Origin of the sequence: Ilumatobacter sp. (genome assembly GCF_030065885.1) — a bacterium.
Taxonomy (GTDB): Bacteria; Actinomycetota; Acidimicrobiia; order Acidimicrobiales; family Ilumatobacteraceae; genus Ilumatobacter.
Map to the genome: position 1 here is coordinate 1 of NZ_JASJCS010000059.1, position 14,826 is coordinate 14,826.

Consider the following 14,826-nt stretch of genomic DNA (forward strand, 5'->3'; position numbering starts at 1 on the left):
GAAGAACTGCTCGAGCATGCCGTAGGCCTCGTCGAGCAGGTCGTCGCTGAGATCGTGGCTGGTGTAGACGAAGCCGGTGCGGAGGCTCTGCATCACGCCGTCGACCACCGCCGACCGCTGGGCGTCGGTTCCCTGCTCGAAGGCCAGGAGGTCGACGTCGAGGATCTCGTTCATCGGTGCCGAACGCTACTGCCCGCGCCGAGCCAGGCCAGGGGCGCCGCCCGGAGCGAACAGCGCCGGCTGGCCACCGGTGTGGATGAAGACCACATCGCTCCCCTCCGGCCACCGCGCGCGCTCGGCGTTGCCGACCAGTCCTGCGAAGCCCTTCCCGCTGTAGGTCCGGTCGAGCACCCAACCTCCGTGCCGGGCGGCCCATCGAATCGCTGCGTCGCCGGACCTGGTCGGGACGCCGTAGTCCTCGCCCATCCAGTCCGGGTCGACGCGGACATCGGCTCGTTCCACGATCGCTCGATCGGCGCCGGCCAGCTCGACGACGTCGCGGGCGAGCTCGGCGACGTCGGGGCGACCCATGTTGACGCCTTGTGCGACGCCGATCGCGAGAACCTCGGGCACCTCGTGACCACGTGACCGCCACAGCGCACGGCCGGCGACGAGCCCTGCGTGCGTTCCACCGCTCGACGAGGCGTGCACGATCGCAGCGGGCCGGACGCCGAGCTCGTGGCACTGCTCCATCAGCTCGGCGAACGCCACCGCGTAACCGACCGCACCGACAGCCGTCGAACCGCCGATCGGGATCGAGTAGGGCCCAGCGCCGGCGGCCGTCAGCTCCTCGGCCAGCGCCTCGCGGGCGATCTCGAGCTCGCCCCAGTGGCTCTCCTCGGCACCGGTGAAGTGCAGCTGAGCACCGAACAACGTCGAGAGCAACTGGTTGCCGCTCGGCGTCTCGGGACGATCACCCGACAGCACGAGGTGCACCTCGAGCCCGAGCATCGCTCCGGCGGCGGCGGTCATGCGGCAGTGGTTCGACTGCGACGCCCCGACCGTGATCAGCGAATGTGCGCCCTCCGCCACCGCCGCGCCGCAGAGGAACTCGAGCTTGCGCGCCTTGTTGCCGCCCAGACCGAGGCCCGTCAGGTCGTCGCGCTTGACCCAGAGCCGCAGGTCGCCGGGCATCTGCGGGCCCCGCTCCAACGGTGTCGGCAGCGTCGCGAGCCGCGATCGCGGGAGATGACCGAACACGCCGGGCATGATAGGCACGATGCCCGTGACGACCCGCCGGACACCGCGTCGACCGCGTCGACCGCGTCGACCGCGTCGACCACGTCGACCACGTCGACGGACACGACCGCCGCGGAGCACGCCGTGACGACCGACTGGAATCCGCTGCTCCGCGGCGAGTTCGAGAAGGCGTACTGGAAGCAGCTGATCGGCTTCGTCGCCGACGAGCGACGTCGGGCCACGGTGTACCCGCCGCACGAGGACGTCTTCGCCGCGCTGCACCTGACGCCGTACGCCGACACCCGCGTGCTGATCCTCGGTCAGGATCCCTACCACGGCCCGAAGCAGGCGCACGGTCTCTGCTTCTCGGTCCGGCGGGGCGTCCGCGTGCCGCCGTCGCTCGCCAACATCCACCAGGAGCTCGCCGACGACGTCGGTGTCTCGATCCCCGACCACGGCGACCTCGAGCCGTGGGCGCGCCAGGGCGTCTTGCTGCTCAACGCCACCCTGACCGTTCGCGCCGGTCAGGCCGGTTCGCACCAGGGCAAGGGGTGGGAGACGTTCACCGACGAGGTGATCCGCACGGTCGACGCGAAGCCGGACCACGTCGTGTTCATCCTCTGGGGCGGCTACGCACGCAGGAAGAAGTCGCTCGTCGACGGCGAGCGCCACACGATCATCGAGTCCCCGCACCCGTCGCCGCTGTCGGCCCACAACGGCTTCTTCGGCTCCAAGCCGTTCAGCCGTGCGAACGACGCGCTCGCGGCCCACGGCCAACCGACGATCGACTGGAGCCTGTGATGCCCTGGACGACACATCCGAAGGTGGTCGAACTGCGGCAGCGCTCGGCGCCCGTCGACGTCGTCGTCGAGACGTTGGACGGGTTCCGGCGTCACCTGACCGGCCGCAATGCAGCGGTGCTCGCCTACTACGGGGTGCTGACCCTCTTCCCGCTGCTGATGGCCGCGACGACCATCCTCGGATTCGTGCTGCAGGACCGACCGGACCTCCAAGAGGACATCGTCGACTCGGCCATCAGCCAGATTCCCGTGATCGGCGATCAGATCCAAGCGAACTCGGGTCGGATCAGCGGCAGCTGGTGGGCCCTGATCATCGGCCTCGCGATCGCCGTGTGGGGCTCGCTCAAGGCGTTCGTCGGGCTCCAGCTCGCCCTCGACGACACGTGGGAGATCGCCGTCGACGACCGGGCGAGCGGCGCGATCCAACGGGCGAGGGCGCTGATCGGCGTCCTCGTCATCGGTCTCGCCCAGGTCGGCGCCGTGACGCTCGCCGCAGTCGTCGGCCAGGCCGGGCTACCGCGCACCGGGCAGATCCTGATCACACTCGGCGGGTTCGCGCTCAACGTGGTCGTCGTCGCGACGATGTACCGGTTCCTGACCTCGAAGTCGGTGACATGGGCGATGGTGTGGCCGGGTGCGGTCTTCACCGGTGCGCTCTACACGGTGCTCCAGTTCGTCGGCGCGAACGTCATGGCCAACACGCTCGACAACGCCGAGGACGTGTACGGCACGTTCGCCGGCATCCTCGCCCTGATGAGCTGGCTCAGCCTGCACGCGCTGATCAGCCTCGTCGGCGCCGAGCTCAACGCCGCGCTGCACCGCCTCGGCGATCGCGGCGCCGCACGGCCGCTCGCGACGACCAGCTGAGAGAGCTCTGCGCCGGGTCACGCGGGCGACGACCTGCGGGCGGCCACGACCTCAGCTGCTCGACGCTCGGGCCGCCACCGCGATGATGTCGTCGCCGTCGCGGGCGAGGTCGGTCCGGACGAGGGCCGCAACGAACACGGCGAACGGGGTGGCGCCGGCCACCGCGAGCAGCTCGTGCGGCTCGCTCGGCAGTCCGAGGGACACCGCGCCAGCGCGGGCCCGTTCGTCGACGAAGGGGACGAGCTCCTCCCAGGCGATCTGCACCTCGCGCAGGAAGAACGCGGCGCCGACCCGGCCGATGCCGGGGAACCCGGTCAGACCGCTCTGCAGCGCGGCGATCGATCCGGTCGCCTCGGCTCGGAGGCGGCGCAAGTCGCCGCGACAGCGCTCGACCACGAGATCGGCGGTGCGGCCGAGGTAGCGCGACGTGCTCTCGTCGTAGCGGGCGTAGCCGGCCGCGTCCAGGACGCGCACCCGTTCCGCCCAGGCGGCTGCCGCCATGCGCTCGGGCGTGCCCCAACCGGCAGCGACGAGCGCCCTGGCCGCCTCGAGCGCGACCTCCCCGCGGATCCGAGCGCTGACCAGCAAGGACAGGCACAACAGTTGGAAGAGCACCGAGGGAACGTTGCGCTCCACGCGGATGCCCGCCTCGGCCGCGAAGGTGCGCCCGTGACGGTGCATCAGCACGTCGATGACGGCCGGGTGCGAGGGTCCGGTCACGCTTCGACCGTACGCCGCCGGTGGGCGCTCCGACCCTGCTCGCCCTCGACCACTTGCAGACCGATCTCGCTCCGGTGGTCGATCCGTCGGCATGGTCGACGCAGCCGGCGCGACACGACGCGACCGACGATCGGCCGCGCACAACCTGACGCGCGGCGCTCCGAGGAGCCGGCGCAGCCGGCGCCACGGTCAGAGGCGGTACCCGCCGTCGATCGGCAGCACGGCGCCGCTGACGAACGACGCTGCGTCGGTGGCGAGGAACCCGATCACACCGCCGATGTCGGCGGGCATGCCGATTCGCCCCACGGCCGTGTTCGACCTGATGTAGTCGCGGGCGGGCGGGAAGATCTCGTCGAACAGCAGCGCGTTGAAGTCGTCGTCGAGACCACCGGGCGCAACCGCGTTGACCGTGATCCCGCGAGGACCGAAGTGCGCTGCGAGGTACTTGGTCAGGCTGTGCAGCGCCGCCTTGACGGGGCCGTACGACACGAGCGGCGCGAATGCGATCTCGGCGGTGCCCGACCCCAGGTTGACGATGCGGCCACCGTCGTTGATCACATCGGCGAGGCGCTGCGTCAGGAAGAAGAGGCTCTTGTAGTTGGTCTCGAAGATGGCGTCGAGATCGTCCTCGGTGACGGCGTCGAACGTCGCGATGCGCAGCGTCCCGGCGTTGTTGACGAGGATGTCGAGGCCCTCGGCATCCCACGCCGCGAGCTGGGCGCGCACGTCGTCGACGAAGCGATCGAGTGCGCCGGTGCCGGTGAGATCGACCTGGATCGCGGCGGCTCGGCGTCCGGATCGTTCGAGCTCGTCGACCACCTCGGCGGCCGCCGCGGCGCTCGAGTGGTAGGTGACGACGACATCGGCGCCCTGCCGGGCGAGCTCGGCTGCCGTCTCGCACCCGATGTTGCGACTGCCGCCCGTCACCAGGGCGATCTTGCCCGTCAGGTTCGTCGCGGCTGGAGGTGTGATGGCGGTGGAGGAGGTCATGCTGCGACCATCGCATCCGATGAATCGGCTCGCAACATCAATTGCTCATAGATTGATCGCCATGGAGCATCAGTTCGACCTCCGCCATCTCGCCGCCCTCACCGCGCTCGCCGACGAGCTGCACTTCGGCCGGGCTGCGACTCGTCTCCATCTCGCTCAGTCGGCACTGAGCCGCACGATCCAGCAGCTCGAGCGCTCGCTCGACTGCCAGCTCGTTGACCGCACGACACGATCGGTCTCGCTGACGCCCGCCGGTGCCGAGCTCGCCATGCGCGCTCGCGAGTTGCTCGCCGCGACCGACCAGGCTGCCCGACGCACCCTCGACGTGGCAGCGGGGCGGGCAGGTCGGCTCCGGGTCGGCTTCACCGGCCCTGCCCTGTCCGGCCCGCTACCGGGGCTCCTGCGCCGGTTCCAGGCGGACCAGCCGTCGTGGCGGCTCGATCTCGTGGAGCTCCCGTCGACCGAGCAGATCGAGCGCCTCGTCGACGGCGAGCTCGACGTCGGGTTCTTCCTCGCCGGCCCCCGGATCCCACGTGAGCTGGACCACGTCGAGGTGACGTCGGAGCGCTCGTGCGTCGGGGTTGCGATCGACCACCCGCTCGGCGGCCGCAGCGAACTCGCCCTCCGGGAGCTGGCGGGCGAGAGGCTGATCCTCTTCCCCCGCGACCGGAATCCGGGTCTCTACGACGAGATCGTCGACCTCGTGACCGATGGCCACACGCGGCGGGTCGAGATCCAGCATGCGTCGAGTCGCCTGATCGCGGCGAGCCTCGTGGCAGCCGGGCTCGGCGTCTCGACGTTCACCGAGTCGATGACGACGGTCTGCGGGCCGGACGTGGTGCTGATCCCGCAGGTCCGTCCCGAGCGCACGACGACACTCGTGATGGGTTGGGACGGGCGGCGGCGGAACCCCTTGCTCGATGCGATCGAGATCGGAAGGTCCCCGGCGCTCAGTCCGTCTGCAACTGCGTGACGATGTCCGACGACTGCTCGAGCGTACGGTGCACGGGGCAGCGGTCGGCGATTCGCAGCAGGCTCTGGCGCTGCTCGTCGTCGAGGTCGCCCTCGACGACCAGGACGCGGGTGAAGCGATCGATGCGCGGCCCGGCTGCCTCGGCCGCCCGATCGGCATCGTCGGGATGCACCTTGTCGTGCGACACCTCGACGGTGACGCGGTCGAGCGGCATCTGCTTGCGCTCGGCGTACATGCGCAGCGTCATCGACGTGCAGGCCCCGAGCGCCGTCGCGAGGAAGTCGTAGGGTCCCGGTCCCGCGTCGAACCCGCCGATCGACTCGGGCTCGTCGGCCAGGAATCGATGCCGGCCCGACACCACGTGGTTGAGGAAGGGCCCCTGCGTCGTCTCGGCCACCACCACCTGCGCGGTCGGCTTCGGCACCTCCGCGGCGCCGCTCTCGTCGACCAGATACCTCGCCGCCCACGTGCCGATCATCGACGCGGTGTACTCGGCATCCGACGTCCGGGTCAGCAGGTGGTCGGCATCATCGAGCGTGACGAAGCTCTTGGGATGGCGAGCGGCCTGGAAGATCTCGGCCGCGTGGCCGACCCCCACCGTGTTGTCGATCGGCGAGTGCAGGACGAGCAGCGCCCCCTTGAACGCTGCCGCTGCGTCGGTCACGCCGCCCGCCCGCAGGTCGTCGATGAACTGCCGCGTGATCGTGAACCGGCGGCCGTGCAGCTCGACTTCGGCTGCACCGGCGCGCTCGATGCGTTCGAGGCAGCCGTCGAACAGCTGCGCGACATGGCCGGCGTCCGATGGCGCCCCGATGGTGGCGATCGCCCGCACCTCGGGCAGCTCGGCGGTGGCGGCGATGACCGCGGCGCCGCCCAGGGAGTGGCCGACGAGGAGCTGCGGCGCAGCATGGTGCTCGCGGAGCCACGCCGCCGCCGCGAGCAGGTCGTCGACGTTCGACGAAAAGTTCGTGTTCGCGAACTCGCCGTCGCTGGCGCCGAGCCCGGTGAAGTCGAACCGCAGGAGCCCGTAGCCGAGATCGGTGAGCACGGCCGCCAGCCGAGACGCGGCACGGAGGTCCTTGCTGCACGTGAAGCAGTGGGCGAAGAGAGCGAACGCACGTGGCGGGCCGGCGGGCAGGTCGAGCCGCGCCGAGAGCTCGTCGCCGGCGCTGCCGGGGAAGGTCACACGCTGGATCCGGGTGGGCATGGGCGGAACGTACCAGGGCGACACGAGCCGCCGCGCTGGTGCGAGACTGGTGGTTCGTCGTCGCCTCCGAGAGCCCCCACCGCTCGTTCGAACGGTCGAGCCCTCGGCAGGCTGCGCTCCCATCACTGCCGCAGTTGGCGGCGAGGTCGTCCCGGCACCCATCTTCACCGGCCTCCACGGCGGCGGCGAGGGCAACGACGGGGTGGGGGCATCCCGGTGGCCACCGTTGCGCTGGTGGCGATCGTGCGGGCCGAGTCGCCGTGGTCCGACAACTCAGACGACCTCTGGCGACGCGAGGGGTCGTGCCACGGCGCCCGGGCCAGGGAAGTGGACGCCGCCTCACCCCCTCCGGGGCCCGCGACCTACAGGACCGCGATGATCCCGATCACGCCGATCAGCACCACACCGGCGAGAACGAACACGAGCGCCACGGCGAGCGGCGGGCGGGCATCGTCGGCGTCGTAGGCGACCCCCGGCCGCTCGGGGCCGGCACTGCCGAGGAACCGCTGTAGACCCGGCGCCGGATTGCGCAGCAGTCGGGCCGCGCCGCTCGCGGCGCCGTCGCTCCAGCGCTCGAGGGTGGCGAATCCGGCAGCTCCTGCCGCGGCGAGTCGGCGAGCGGCATGGGCGGGCCGGCGGTAGAACCAGTCGGTGTCGAGCGCGAGCTTCGACTCGCCGGCCAGCTTGGCCCGCAGGATCCAGAAGGCCACGAACGTGAGCGCGCCGAGCTGGATCGTCTCCACGAGATGCGCCCCGTTGTAGGGGTGGTAGTCCACCGGGAACGGCAGGTAGCGATAGAGCAGGCCCGGAGCGACGCCGAAGAGGACGCACAGGGCGGCGACGACGCCCATGCCGGCGTACATGTTCCGCGGCGTGGGGCGGGGCCGGATGCCGCGGTCGTCGCCGAACCACGTCCAGTACGGCAGCTTGAGCCCGGTGTGGAGGAAGGTGCCGATCGAGGCGAGCAGCAGGAGCAGCATCACGGTCTCGTGGTGGGCCTCGCCGGCGGCCTCGATGACCATCGACTTGGAGATGAACCCGTTGAAGAGCGGGAACCCGGAGATCGAGAAGGCGCCGATCATGTAGAGCCAGAACACGGCGCGCTGGCGCCCGTAGAACCCGCCGAGCTCGGTGAGCGCGCTGCGACCGGTGGTGTGGAGCACTGCGCCGGCCCCCATGAACAACAGGCCCTTGTAGAGGATGTGGCTGAAGGCGTGGGCGGTGGCCCCGTTCACCGCCAACTCGGTGCCGATGCCGGCCCCCGCCACCATGTAGCCGACCTGGCTGATGATGTGGTACCCGAGGATCTCCCGGATGTCGTTGGCGAGCACGGCGTAGACGACGCCGTAGAGCGCCATGACCACGCCGGCGTAGATGAGCACGTCCCACCCGACGAACATGCGCAGGAGCACGTAGACGCTCGACTTCGTGGTGAAGGCGCTGAGGAACACGGCTCCGGTGACGGTGGCCTTCGGGTAGGCGTCGGGCAGCCAGGCGTGCAACGGCGGGATCGCAGCGTTGACCGCCACACCGATGAGCATCACCCAGGCGCCGGCCGATGACGTGTCCAGGGCGGTCACCGCGAGGCTCCCGGTCTCGCCGACGTACATCAGCATCCCGGCCATGAGGAACGACCCACCGGTGAGGTGGACGAGCAGGTAGCGGGTTCCTGCCCGCCGGGTTCCCTCGGTGCGCCGCGCCCAGATCAGGTAGGTGCTGAAGACGGCCATGATCTCGGTGAAGATGAGCAGGCTGAACAGGTCGCCCGAGAACGCGATCCCGATCGCGCTGCCGCCGTAGACGAGGGCCGCGACCTGCTGGCCGGTGTCGTCGATGTGCCAGGCGTAGAGGCCGCCGGCTGCCGCGGCGATGGCGAAGATCGCACCGAACACCCTGCTGAGGCTGTCGACGGCCAGCGGCTCGAACTCGTTCCCGAGGGTCTCGAACGACAGGGTCGACCCCTCCGCGAGCAGCCAGAGGTACACGAGGGTGACGACCGGGACCACCACGGCGGCGGCGCTGCGCCATCGCCGCGGCAGCAGCTGGAGGAGCAGGGCACCGGCGTACATCACGAAGGCCGGAGGGGCGCTCATCGGTCTGCTCCGCCGTCGCGAGCGGTGTCACCGGCGAGGCCGGGATCGGCGACGCCGGTGCGGACGTCGTGCGGGTCGGCGTCGCCGTGCACCTCGTAGTAGTCCTCGGTGCGCTGCACCCCGAACTTCCCGTACCACTTGGAGAGGAAGATGATCGCCACACACCCGATGAACCCGTAGACGACGAAGAACCCGGGGATGTCGGTGAACCAGTAGTGGTGCTCGTGGTGCACGAGCTGCTCGGCCACGAGCGACCCGGCGACGAGGGCGGCGAGGAGGGCCCACTGCCAGCGCTTCATCCCACACCTCCGAACACGGCATCGGCGGACATGCGGGCGAGGTCGTAGAAGCGCACGAGCGCGTTCGGGAACACCCCGAACACCAGCGAGGTCGCGGCGGTGACCATGAGCGGCACCCGCACGAGGGCCGGTGCCTCGCCCAGGCCGTGGTGCTGCGTGGAGGGCCGCAGGAAGGCGCGGTGCACGATCGGGAGCAGGTAGGCGGCGTTGAGCACGCCGCTCAGGAGCAGCACCACGAGGGCGAGCTCCTGGCCGCTGGCAGCGGCACCGGCACCGATGAACCACTTGCTCTCGAAACCGTTGACCGGCGGCAGCCCGGCGAGGCCGATGCTCGCGAGGGCGAACGCGCCCATCGTCCATGGCATCTCCCGGCCGATGCCGTCGAGCTCGCTCACCCGGTCGCGGTGGGCGTGGACGTAGATGGCGCCGGCCACGAAGAACAGCGTGATCTTCATGGTCGCGTGTGTCGTGATGTGGAGGATCCCGCCGACGAAGGCGTCGGGATGGACCAATGCCGCGGCGAGCACGATGTACGAGAGGTGACCGATCGTCGAGTAGGCGAGGCGACGCTTGAGGTTGTCCTGGGCGAGGGCGGCGAGTGATCCGAGCACGATGGTCGCGCCGGCGACGATGGCGAGCGGGAGCGCGAGGCCGTGGTCCTCCATCACCGTCGGGCCGAACACGAACCCGGTCACTCGGAGCACGCCGAACACACCCGACTTGACCACGGCGACGGCGTGGAGCAGGGCGCTCACCGGCGTGGGCGCCACCATGGCGGCAGGGAGCCAGGCGTGGAGTGGCACGATCGCCGCCTTCACGGCGACGCCGCCGACGAGGAGGGCGAAGAGGCCCCGCACCGTGCCGGACCCGGCGTCGACGCCGCCGAACACCCCGCCGGCGGTGAAGTCGAGGGTGCCGGCGGTCCGCGACAGCCAGACGGCCCCGGCGAGCAGGGCCACCCCGGCCGTGAGGGTGTAGGCGAGGTACTTGCGGCCCGCCCTGATCGCCTCGGGCGTCTCCTTGTGGATCACGAGCGGGTACGTGGCGATCGTGAGGATCTCGTAGAAGACGATGAAGGTGATGAGGTTGGCGCTGAACGCCACGCCGATCGTCGACGAGAGGCACAAGGCGAACGCAGCGAAGTAGCGGGTCTGGTTGCGCTCCTCGGCGGCACGCACGTAGCCGATCGAGTAGAACGACGTGAGCACCCACAGCGTCGAGGCGACCAGGGCGAAGACCATACCGAGCGGGTCGACGCGCAGTGCGAGGTCGAACCCCGGCACGAGCTCGCCGATCCGGGTCTCCGGGATCCGCCCGTCGAGGACGCGGGGCAGCAGCGAGATCACGAGGCCGAACTTCACGAGCGCGGCCCCGATGGTCCACGACTCCCGGAGACGCGGCGACCGAGACGACACGAGCACGAGGGGAACGGCGGCGAGCGACACGAGCACGGCCAGGAGGGGGACGGCGCTGTCGTAGGTCATGCCATCACCACCCCGCCGGCGGGATGCGGTCGAGCACGCCGTTCACGAGCACGGCGTTGAAGACACCGAGCACGAGGATGCCCGCGGCGAGCACGAGCGCCGGGACGAGCATGGCCGGACGCGCCTCGTGACGGACCACGGCATCGACGGGCTCGTCATCGTCGCGCCGCAGGTACGCCCGCTCGAGCACCCGGAAGAAGTACACGGCGTTGAGCAGGCTCGACGCCATGATCACGAGCACCATGATCCACAGTCCCCGGTCCACCGCACCCGAGGCGAGGTACCACTTGCTGAAGAACCCGGCGGTCGGCGGGATCCCGATCATGGAGAGCGCCCCCACGGTGAACGCCGCCATCGTCCACGGCAGCCGCCGCGCCACGGCCGCGTCGATCCGGCCGATGTCCGAGTGGCCGAGCCGGGCCCGCATGATCCCGGCGACGAGGAAGAGGGCACCCTTCATGACGGCGTGGTTGACCACGTGGAGCACCGCCCCGATGAGGGCCACCGGGTTGGCGAGACCGACCCCGAGGCCGATGAAGCCCACCTGGGCGACGCTCGAGTAAGCGAGCATCCGCTTCAGCTCCCGCTGGGCGATGGCGAGGACCGAGCCGTAGATGATCCCGATCGCCGACAGCCACATCACCACGTCGGCGACGGGCAACTCGTCGGTGACGAGCGTGCCGCCGAAGACGAAGACGAGCAGTCGGATGAGTGCGTAGGCGCCGACCTTCGTACCGATGGGCGCCATGAGCGCCGTGGTGGCAGACGGCGCCTGTGTGTACGCATCGGGCAGCCAGCCGTGGAGCGGGAACAGCGCCATCTTCACCCCGACGCCCACGATCATCAGGCTCAGCCCGATGGCGAGCGCAGGATTGTCCCAGCTGCCGGGGAGGATCGCCGCCACGTCCCGCATGTTCAGCGACCCGGTCAGGTTGTAGACGAACCAGAGGCCGAGCAGATAGAGCGACGCGCCCGTGGCGCCGACGAGCAGGTAGCGGAACGATGCGAGCGGCGATGCCGGCTCCCCCACGGCGACGAGTGAGTAGCCCGCGAGGGCGGCGATCTCCATGAACACGAAGAGGTTGAAGAGATCGCCAGTCACGATGATGCCCTGGAACCCGGCGAGCATGAGGAGCGCGGTCACGAAGAATGGCACCTCCTTGCGGGGCAGCTCCTCCACGACCATCGAGCGGGCGCCCACCATCACGACGAGGGCGACCGACGCGATGACCGCGCTGAAGAAGGCACTCAGCGGGTCGAGCACGAACTCGATGCCGATCGGCGGCAGCCAACCGCCGAGCCGGTAGGTCATGGTCCCGCCGTCGACCACCTCGGCGAGCCCCCACAGCGCCACACCCGCGTCGGCTGCGACCGCGACGAGCGCCAACCGGTACGCCCAGGTGTACCGGACGAGGCCGACGAGGGACGCCAGGAGCGTCGCGGTGAGGAGGATGAGCGGGATCAACACCGGCAGGTGCCGGGTCATCCGGGCTCACCCCGCATCTGCTCGAGCAGCTCGGCCTCGTCGAGGGTGCCGTAACGACGGTAGATGGAGATCAGGAGAGCGAACGCGACGCCGGTCGTCGCCACCCCGACCACGATGGCGGTGAGCATGAGGGTGTGCGGCAGCGGGTTGAGGTACTCGGCCGGGTCGACGACCTGCTCGCCGTGCTCGCCGTGCTCTCCGTGCGTGTCGAGCACGGGGACGGTGGCGTCGGGCCGCGTCGCCGAAGCCACCCACGTGAGGATGATGGCGGCCTGCATGATGTTGAGGCCGATGAGCTTCTTGACGAGGTTGCGCTTGACGAGGATCGCGTAGAGCCCGATCACGAGCAGCAACGCGGTGGCGTAGTAGGCGTAGCCGCCGTCCCAGAACTCAGCCATCGCCGGACTCCGCGTCCGACTCGGCGCCCTCCACCTGGTCGGCCTCGGCGACCTCGGTGGCCTCGTCGAGGCCCGCGAGCGGCCCCCGCGGCTCGCCGACGAGATCGTCGTAGATCGAGATGAGGGTGGCCGTCACTGCGATCGCCACACCGAGCTCGATCGCGAGGATCCCGGCGTTGCGTAGCTCGGGATCGGGCAGGCCGAACGGCAGGCCCGCGTGGTCGAGGAAGTTGAACCCGAGGAACATCACGATGAGCCCCGTTCCCAGGAAGACGAGGATGCCGATGGAGCTCACCGGCATCCCCCAGCTCCGCTGGAACTGGGACTGGGCCGCCGCAGTGCCGATGCTGAGCCGGATGAGGAGGAACGAGGCCGCGAGCATCGCCCCACCCTGGAATCCGCCGCCGGGGCTGTAGTGACCGTGGAACACCACGTAGAGGGCGAACAGCTGGATGAAGGGGGTCACCAACCGGGCCGAGAGGGCGACGATCCGGTCGTCGTAGTACTCCCTCATTGCTTGCTCCTGCGCAGGATGAGGGCACACGCCATGCCGGCGGTGAAGACGACGACGGTCTCGCCGAGGGTGTCGAATCCGCGATAGTCGGCCAGCGTGACCGTGACCATGTTCGGGGTCTCGGCGTCGATGTAGGCGTTCTCGATGTAGTAAGCGGCGGCGTTCGGGCTGCCGACGGCGCTCTCGGCGGCGTTCGGAGGCGACTCGGGGGCGCCGCGCTCGGGCAGGTGCCCGATGCCGTAGAGCAGGAGCCCGGCGAAGGCGAGGAGCACGACGAGGGTCAGGTGCCGCATCAGTCCGCGCTGTCTCGTTCGGTGTGATGGACGGCGACCACGAAGAGCACGCCCGTGATGCCGGCGGCCACCACGGCTTCGGTGAAGCCGACGTCCACGGCCCCCATGACCACCTCGACGAGCGCAGTGAGGAACGAGAACACGGTGAGCGTGACCACCGCCGTGAGGAGGTCGCGGGCCTCGATCGCGACGATGGCGGCGACGATGAGGAACACGAACAACACGATCTCGAGGGGGACGCTCACCGCCCGTCCTCCTCGGGCTCGGCCACAGCGCCGCCGTCCGCGCCGTCGTGATGGTGATCCTCGGTGGGGTCCTCGGGCATCGGCTGGCCCTTGAACCACGGACGGAGTCCGCTGAAGTGGGCGGAGCGGACGAGGGCGTGGGTGCCCACCGGGTTCGTGAGCGCAACGAACACCACCACGGCGATCAGTTTCACGTCGGTGAGGGACAGGCCTCCGTGGACGGCGATGCCGAGGATGGCGAGCACGAGACCGAGGGTGTCGCTCTTGCCGACCGCATGGGTGCGGGTGTAGAAGTCGGGCAGGCGGACCACCCCGATGCTGCCGACGAGGAGGAAGAAGGCGCCGGCGATCGCGAGGATCAGGGCGAAGACGTCGAACACGTCTACGGCGACTCCACCGGCAGGTGCCCGTCGGGCTTGGGCACCATGAAGTACTTGGCGATCGCCAGGTTCCCGATGAAGTTGAGGATCGCGTAGCCCACGGCGATGTCGACGAACATGTCGAGCCGCTCGAACATGACACCGACGAGGCAGATGAGCACCACCGTCTTCGTGGCGATGGTTCCGGCCCCCAGCAGCCGGTCGAACAACGTGGGCCCCACGATCACGCGGTACGCCGGGATCACGATGATGACGGCCAGGCCGACGGTGACGACGACGAAGGCTTGCTCCACTGTTACTCCTCCACCCAGCGGTGGATGCTCACGTCCGTGACCGCACCGCTCTCGTCGCCCTCGAAGAGGCGGACCACACGCGCCGGCATGACGCCCTCGACGAGGTTCTCGCTCGAGGGGTCCGTGATGGCGTGGACGAGGAAGACGCCGTGCGCTACGTCGATCGTCACGGTCCCAGGTGTGAGCGTGATCGAGTTGGCGAGGACGGTTTGCGCCGCGGCGTTGGGCAGCTCGGCATGGAACTCGACGAGGGACGGATCCACGGGCATCCGCCGGGTCAGCACGATGCGGGCCACCTGGAGCGCGGCAATGAGGATCTCCTTCATCAGCCAGGGCAGGTAGCCGGCCAGCGCCAGCAGCCGGAGCGGGCGATGCACGTCACCCGGGTAGAGACGCACCTTGAACAGGCTGCGATTGAGCGTCAGGACGAACGCCACGCTGAGGACGCCGGCGGAGATGTGGAAGACGTCGTAATGGCCGCTGAAGAGCAGCCACAAGCCGAGGAGCAGCAGGCCCAAGATGATCTGCGACCGCCACCCGTGGCGCCGCTCCGGCATCTCCACGCCTCGTTCCGGGATGTTCCAGGACTGGGGCATCGACGTGGG

The 14,826-nt window shown here is 69.8% G+C and carries 18 protein-coding genes; 3 read left to right on the top strand and 15 right to left on the bottom strand.

All coding sequences use genetic code 11. The features are described 5' to 3' along the window. Positions 1-186: 186 nt before the first annotated feature. Positions 187-1,209 carry a 1-aminocyclopropane-1-carboxylate deaminase/D-cysteine desulfhydrase gene (locus QNJ12_RS13280; protein WP_300623167.1) on the bottom strand — a complete coding sequence of 341 codons (1,023 nt, stop codon included), beginning with the start codon at positions 1,207-1,209 and terminating at the stop codon, positions 187-189. Between the two features lie 114 nt (positions 1,210-1,323). Here QNJ12_RS13280 and ung point away from each other — a divergent pair, with 114 nt between their 5' ends. Then, positions 1,324-1,980, top strand: a complete 657-nt coding sequence (gene ung, locus QNJ12_RS13285; RefSeq protein ID WP_300623169.1) for a uracil-DNA glycosylase — start codon at positions 1,324-1,326, stop codon at positions 1,978-1,980. Next, the gene (locus QNJ12_RS13290) at positions 1,980-2,846 is read left to right on the top strand and encodes a YihY/virulence factor BrkB family protein (protein WP_300623171.1); all 867 of its coding nucleotides are present in this window, start codon (positions 1,980-1,982) and stop codon (positions 2,844-2,846) included. The genes ung and QNJ12_RS13290 overlap by 1 nt, the downstream gene beginning before the upstream one ends. Positions 2,847-2,897: 51 nt before the next feature. Here the strand turns inward: QNJ12_RS13290 and QNJ12_RS13295 are convergent, their stop codons facing one another. After that, on the bottom strand, positions 2,898-3,566 hold the full coding sequence (locus QNJ12_RS13295) for a hypothetical protein (protein ID WP_300623173.1): 669 nt from the start codon (positions 3,564-3,566) through the stop codon (positions 2,898-2,900). A gap of 189 nt (positions 3,567-3,755) precedes the next feature. Next, entirely contained in the window at positions 3,756-4,556 is an 801-nt protein-coding gene (locus QNJ12_RS13300; RefSeq protein ID WP_300623175.1) for an SDR family oxidoreductase, read from the bottom strand. Between the two features lie 61 nt (positions 4,557-4,617). Between QNJ12_RS13300 and QNJ12_RS13305 the strand changes: the two genes are divergently transcribed. Next, positions 4,618-5,529 (top strand): LysR family transcriptional regulator, encoded by a 912-nt coding sequence (locus tag QNJ12_RS13305; RefSeq protein ID WP_300623177.1) that lies wholly within the window; start codon positions 4,618-4,620, stop codon positions 5,527-5,529. On the opposite strand, the gene QNJ12_RS13310 is transcribed toward QNJ12_RS13305, so the two are convergent. The 12 genes from QNJ12_RS13310 to QNJ12_RS13365 form a co-directional block, all read right to left on the bottom strand. Next, positions 5,507-6,736: an alpha/beta fold hydrolase gene (locus QNJ12_RS13310; protein ID WP_300623179.1), complete on the bottom strand. Its 1,230-nt coding sequence runs from the start codon at positions 6,734-6,736 to the stop codon at positions 5,507-5,509. The two genes, QNJ12_RS13305 and QNJ12_RS13310, sit on opposite strands and share 23 nt — an antisense overlap. Before the next feature lie 362 nt (positions 6,737-7,098). After that, complete coding sequence (locus tag QNJ12_RS13315; RefSeq protein WP_300623180.1) at positions 7,099-8,829, bottom strand: Na(+)/H(+) antiporter subunit D; 1,731 nt, start codon at positions 8,827-8,829, stop codon at positions 7,099-7,101. After that, positions 8,826-9,128, bottom strand: coding sequence for a hypothetical protein (locus QNJ12_RS13320; protein WP_300623182.1), 303 nt, complete (start codon positions 9,126-9,128; stop codon positions 8,826-8,828). Before QNJ12_RS13320 ends, QNJ12_RS13315 begins: the two co-directional genes overlap by 4 nt. Then, a complete protein-coding gene (locus tag QNJ12_RS13325) occupies positions 9,125-10,612 on the bottom strand; it encodes a monovalent cation/H+ antiporter subunit D family protein (protein WP_300623184.1) in 1,488 nt (495 codons plus the stop codon). The genes QNJ12_RS13320 and QNJ12_RS13325 overlap by 4 nt, the downstream gene beginning before the upstream one ends. A 4-nt stretch (positions 10,613-10,616) precedes the next feature. Beyond that, complete coding sequence (locus tag QNJ12_RS13330) at positions 10,617-12,098, bottom strand: proton-conducting transporter membrane subunit (protein WP_300623185.1); 1,482 nt, start codon at positions 12,096-12,098, stop codon at positions 10,617-10,619. Continuing rightward, positions 12,095-12,496: a cation:proton antiporter subunit C gene (locus QNJ12_RS13335; RefSeq protein WP_300623187.1), complete on the bottom strand. Its 402-nt coding sequence runs from the start codon at positions 12,494-12,496 to the stop codon at positions 12,095-12,097. The genes QNJ12_RS13330 and QNJ12_RS13335 overlap by 4 nt, the downstream gene beginning before the upstream one ends. Next, positions 12,489-13,010: an MnhB domain-containing protein gene (locus tag QNJ12_RS13340; protein ID WP_300623189.1), complete on the bottom strand. Its 522-nt coding sequence runs from the start codon at positions 13,008-13,010 to the stop codon at positions 12,489-12,491. The genes QNJ12_RS13335 and QNJ12_RS13340 overlap by 8 nt, the downstream gene beginning before the upstream one ends. Further along, entirely contained in the window at positions 13,007-13,303 is a 297-nt protein-coding gene (gene mbhE, locus QNJ12_RS13345) for a hydrogen gas-evolving membrane-bound hydrogenase subunit E (RefSeq protein ID WP_300623191.1), read from the bottom strand. The genes QNJ12_RS13340 and mbhE overlap by 4 nt, the downstream gene beginning before the upstream one ends. After that, positions 13,303-13,548: a hydrogenase subunit MbhD domain-containing protein gene (locus tag QNJ12_RS13350; RefSeq protein WP_300623193.1), complete on the bottom strand. Its 246-nt coding sequence runs from the start codon at positions 13,546-13,548 to the stop codon at positions 13,303-13,305. Before QNJ12_RS13350 ends, mbhE begins: the two co-directional genes overlap by 1 nt. Then, positions 13,545-13,928 carry a monovalent cation/H(+) antiporter subunit G gene (gene mnhG, locus QNJ12_RS13355; RefSeq protein ID WP_300623194.1) on the bottom strand — a complete coding sequence of 128 codons (384 nt, stop codon included), beginning with the start codon at positions 13,926-13,928 and terminating at the stop codon, positions 13,545-13,547. The genes QNJ12_RS13350 and mnhG overlap by 4 nt, the downstream gene beginning before the upstream one ends. 2 nt (positions 13,929-13,930) lie before the next feature. Then, entirely contained in the window at positions 13,931-14,221 is a 291-nt protein-coding gene (locus tag QNJ12_RS13360; RefSeq protein WP_300623196.1) for a monovalent cation/H+ antiporter complex subunit F, read from the bottom strand. A gap of 2 nt (positions 14,222-14,223) precedes the next feature. Continuing rightward, a complete protein-coding gene (locus QNJ12_RS13365; protein WP_300623198.1) occupies positions 14,224-14,778 on the bottom strand; it encodes a Na+/H+ antiporter subunit E in 555 nt (184 codons plus the stop codon). Between the last annotated feature and the right edge of the window lie 48 nt (positions 14,779-14,826).

Coding starts and splice junctions, on each gene's coding strand:
- QNJ12_RS13320 (WP_300623182.1), bottom strand. CDS start 9,128: ATGAAGCGCTGGCAGTGGGCCCTCCTCGCCGCCCTCGTCGCCGGGTCG.
- QNJ12_RS13340 (WP_300623189.1), bottom strand. CDS start 13,010: ATGAGGGAGTACTACGACGACCGGATCGTCGCCCTCTCGGCCCGGTTG.
- QNJ12_RS13365 (WP_300623198.1), bottom strand. CDS start 14,778: ATGCCGGAGCGGCGCCACGGGTGGCGGTCGCAGATCATCTTGGGCCTG.
- QNJ12_RS13305 (WP_300623177.1), top strand. CDS start 4,618: ATGGAGCATCAGTTCGACCTCCGCCATCTCGCCGCCCTCACCGCGCTC.
- QNJ12_RS13315 (WP_300623180.1), bottom strand. CDS start 8,829: ATGAGCGCCCCTCCGGCCTTCGTGATGTACGCCGGTGCCCTGCTCCTC.
- QNJ12_RS13280 (WP_300623167.1), bottom strand. CDS start 1,209: ATGCCCGGCGTGTTCGGTCATCTCCCGCGATCGCGGCTCGCGACGCTG.
- QNJ12_RS13325 (WP_300623184.1), bottom strand. CDS start 10,612: ATGACCTACGACAGCGCCGTCCCCCTCCTGGCCGTGCTCGTGTCGCTC.
- QNJ12_RS13310 (WP_300623179.1), bottom strand. CDS start 6,736: ATGCCCACCCGGATCCAGCGTGTGACCTTCCCCGGCAGCGCCGGCGAC.
- QNJ12_RS13300 (WP_300623175.1), bottom strand. CDS start 4,556: ATGACCTCCTCCACCGCCATCACACCTCCAGCCGCGACGAACCTGACG.
- QNJ12_RS13330 (WP_300623185.1), bottom strand. CDS start 12,098: ATGACCCGGCACCTGCCGGTGTTGATCCCGCTCATCCTCCTCACCGCG.
- mbhE (WP_300623191.1), bottom strand. CDS start 13,303: ATGCGGCACCTGACCCTCGTCGTGCTCCTCGCCTTCGCCGGGCTCCTG.
- QNJ12_RS13335 (WP_300623187.1), bottom strand. CDS start 12,496: ATGGCTGAGTTCTGGGACGGCGGCTACGCCTACTACGCCACCGCGTTG.
- QNJ12_RS13290 (WP_300623171.1), top strand. CDS start 1,980: ATGCCCTGGACGACACATCCGAAGGTGGTCGAACTGCGGCAGCGCTCG.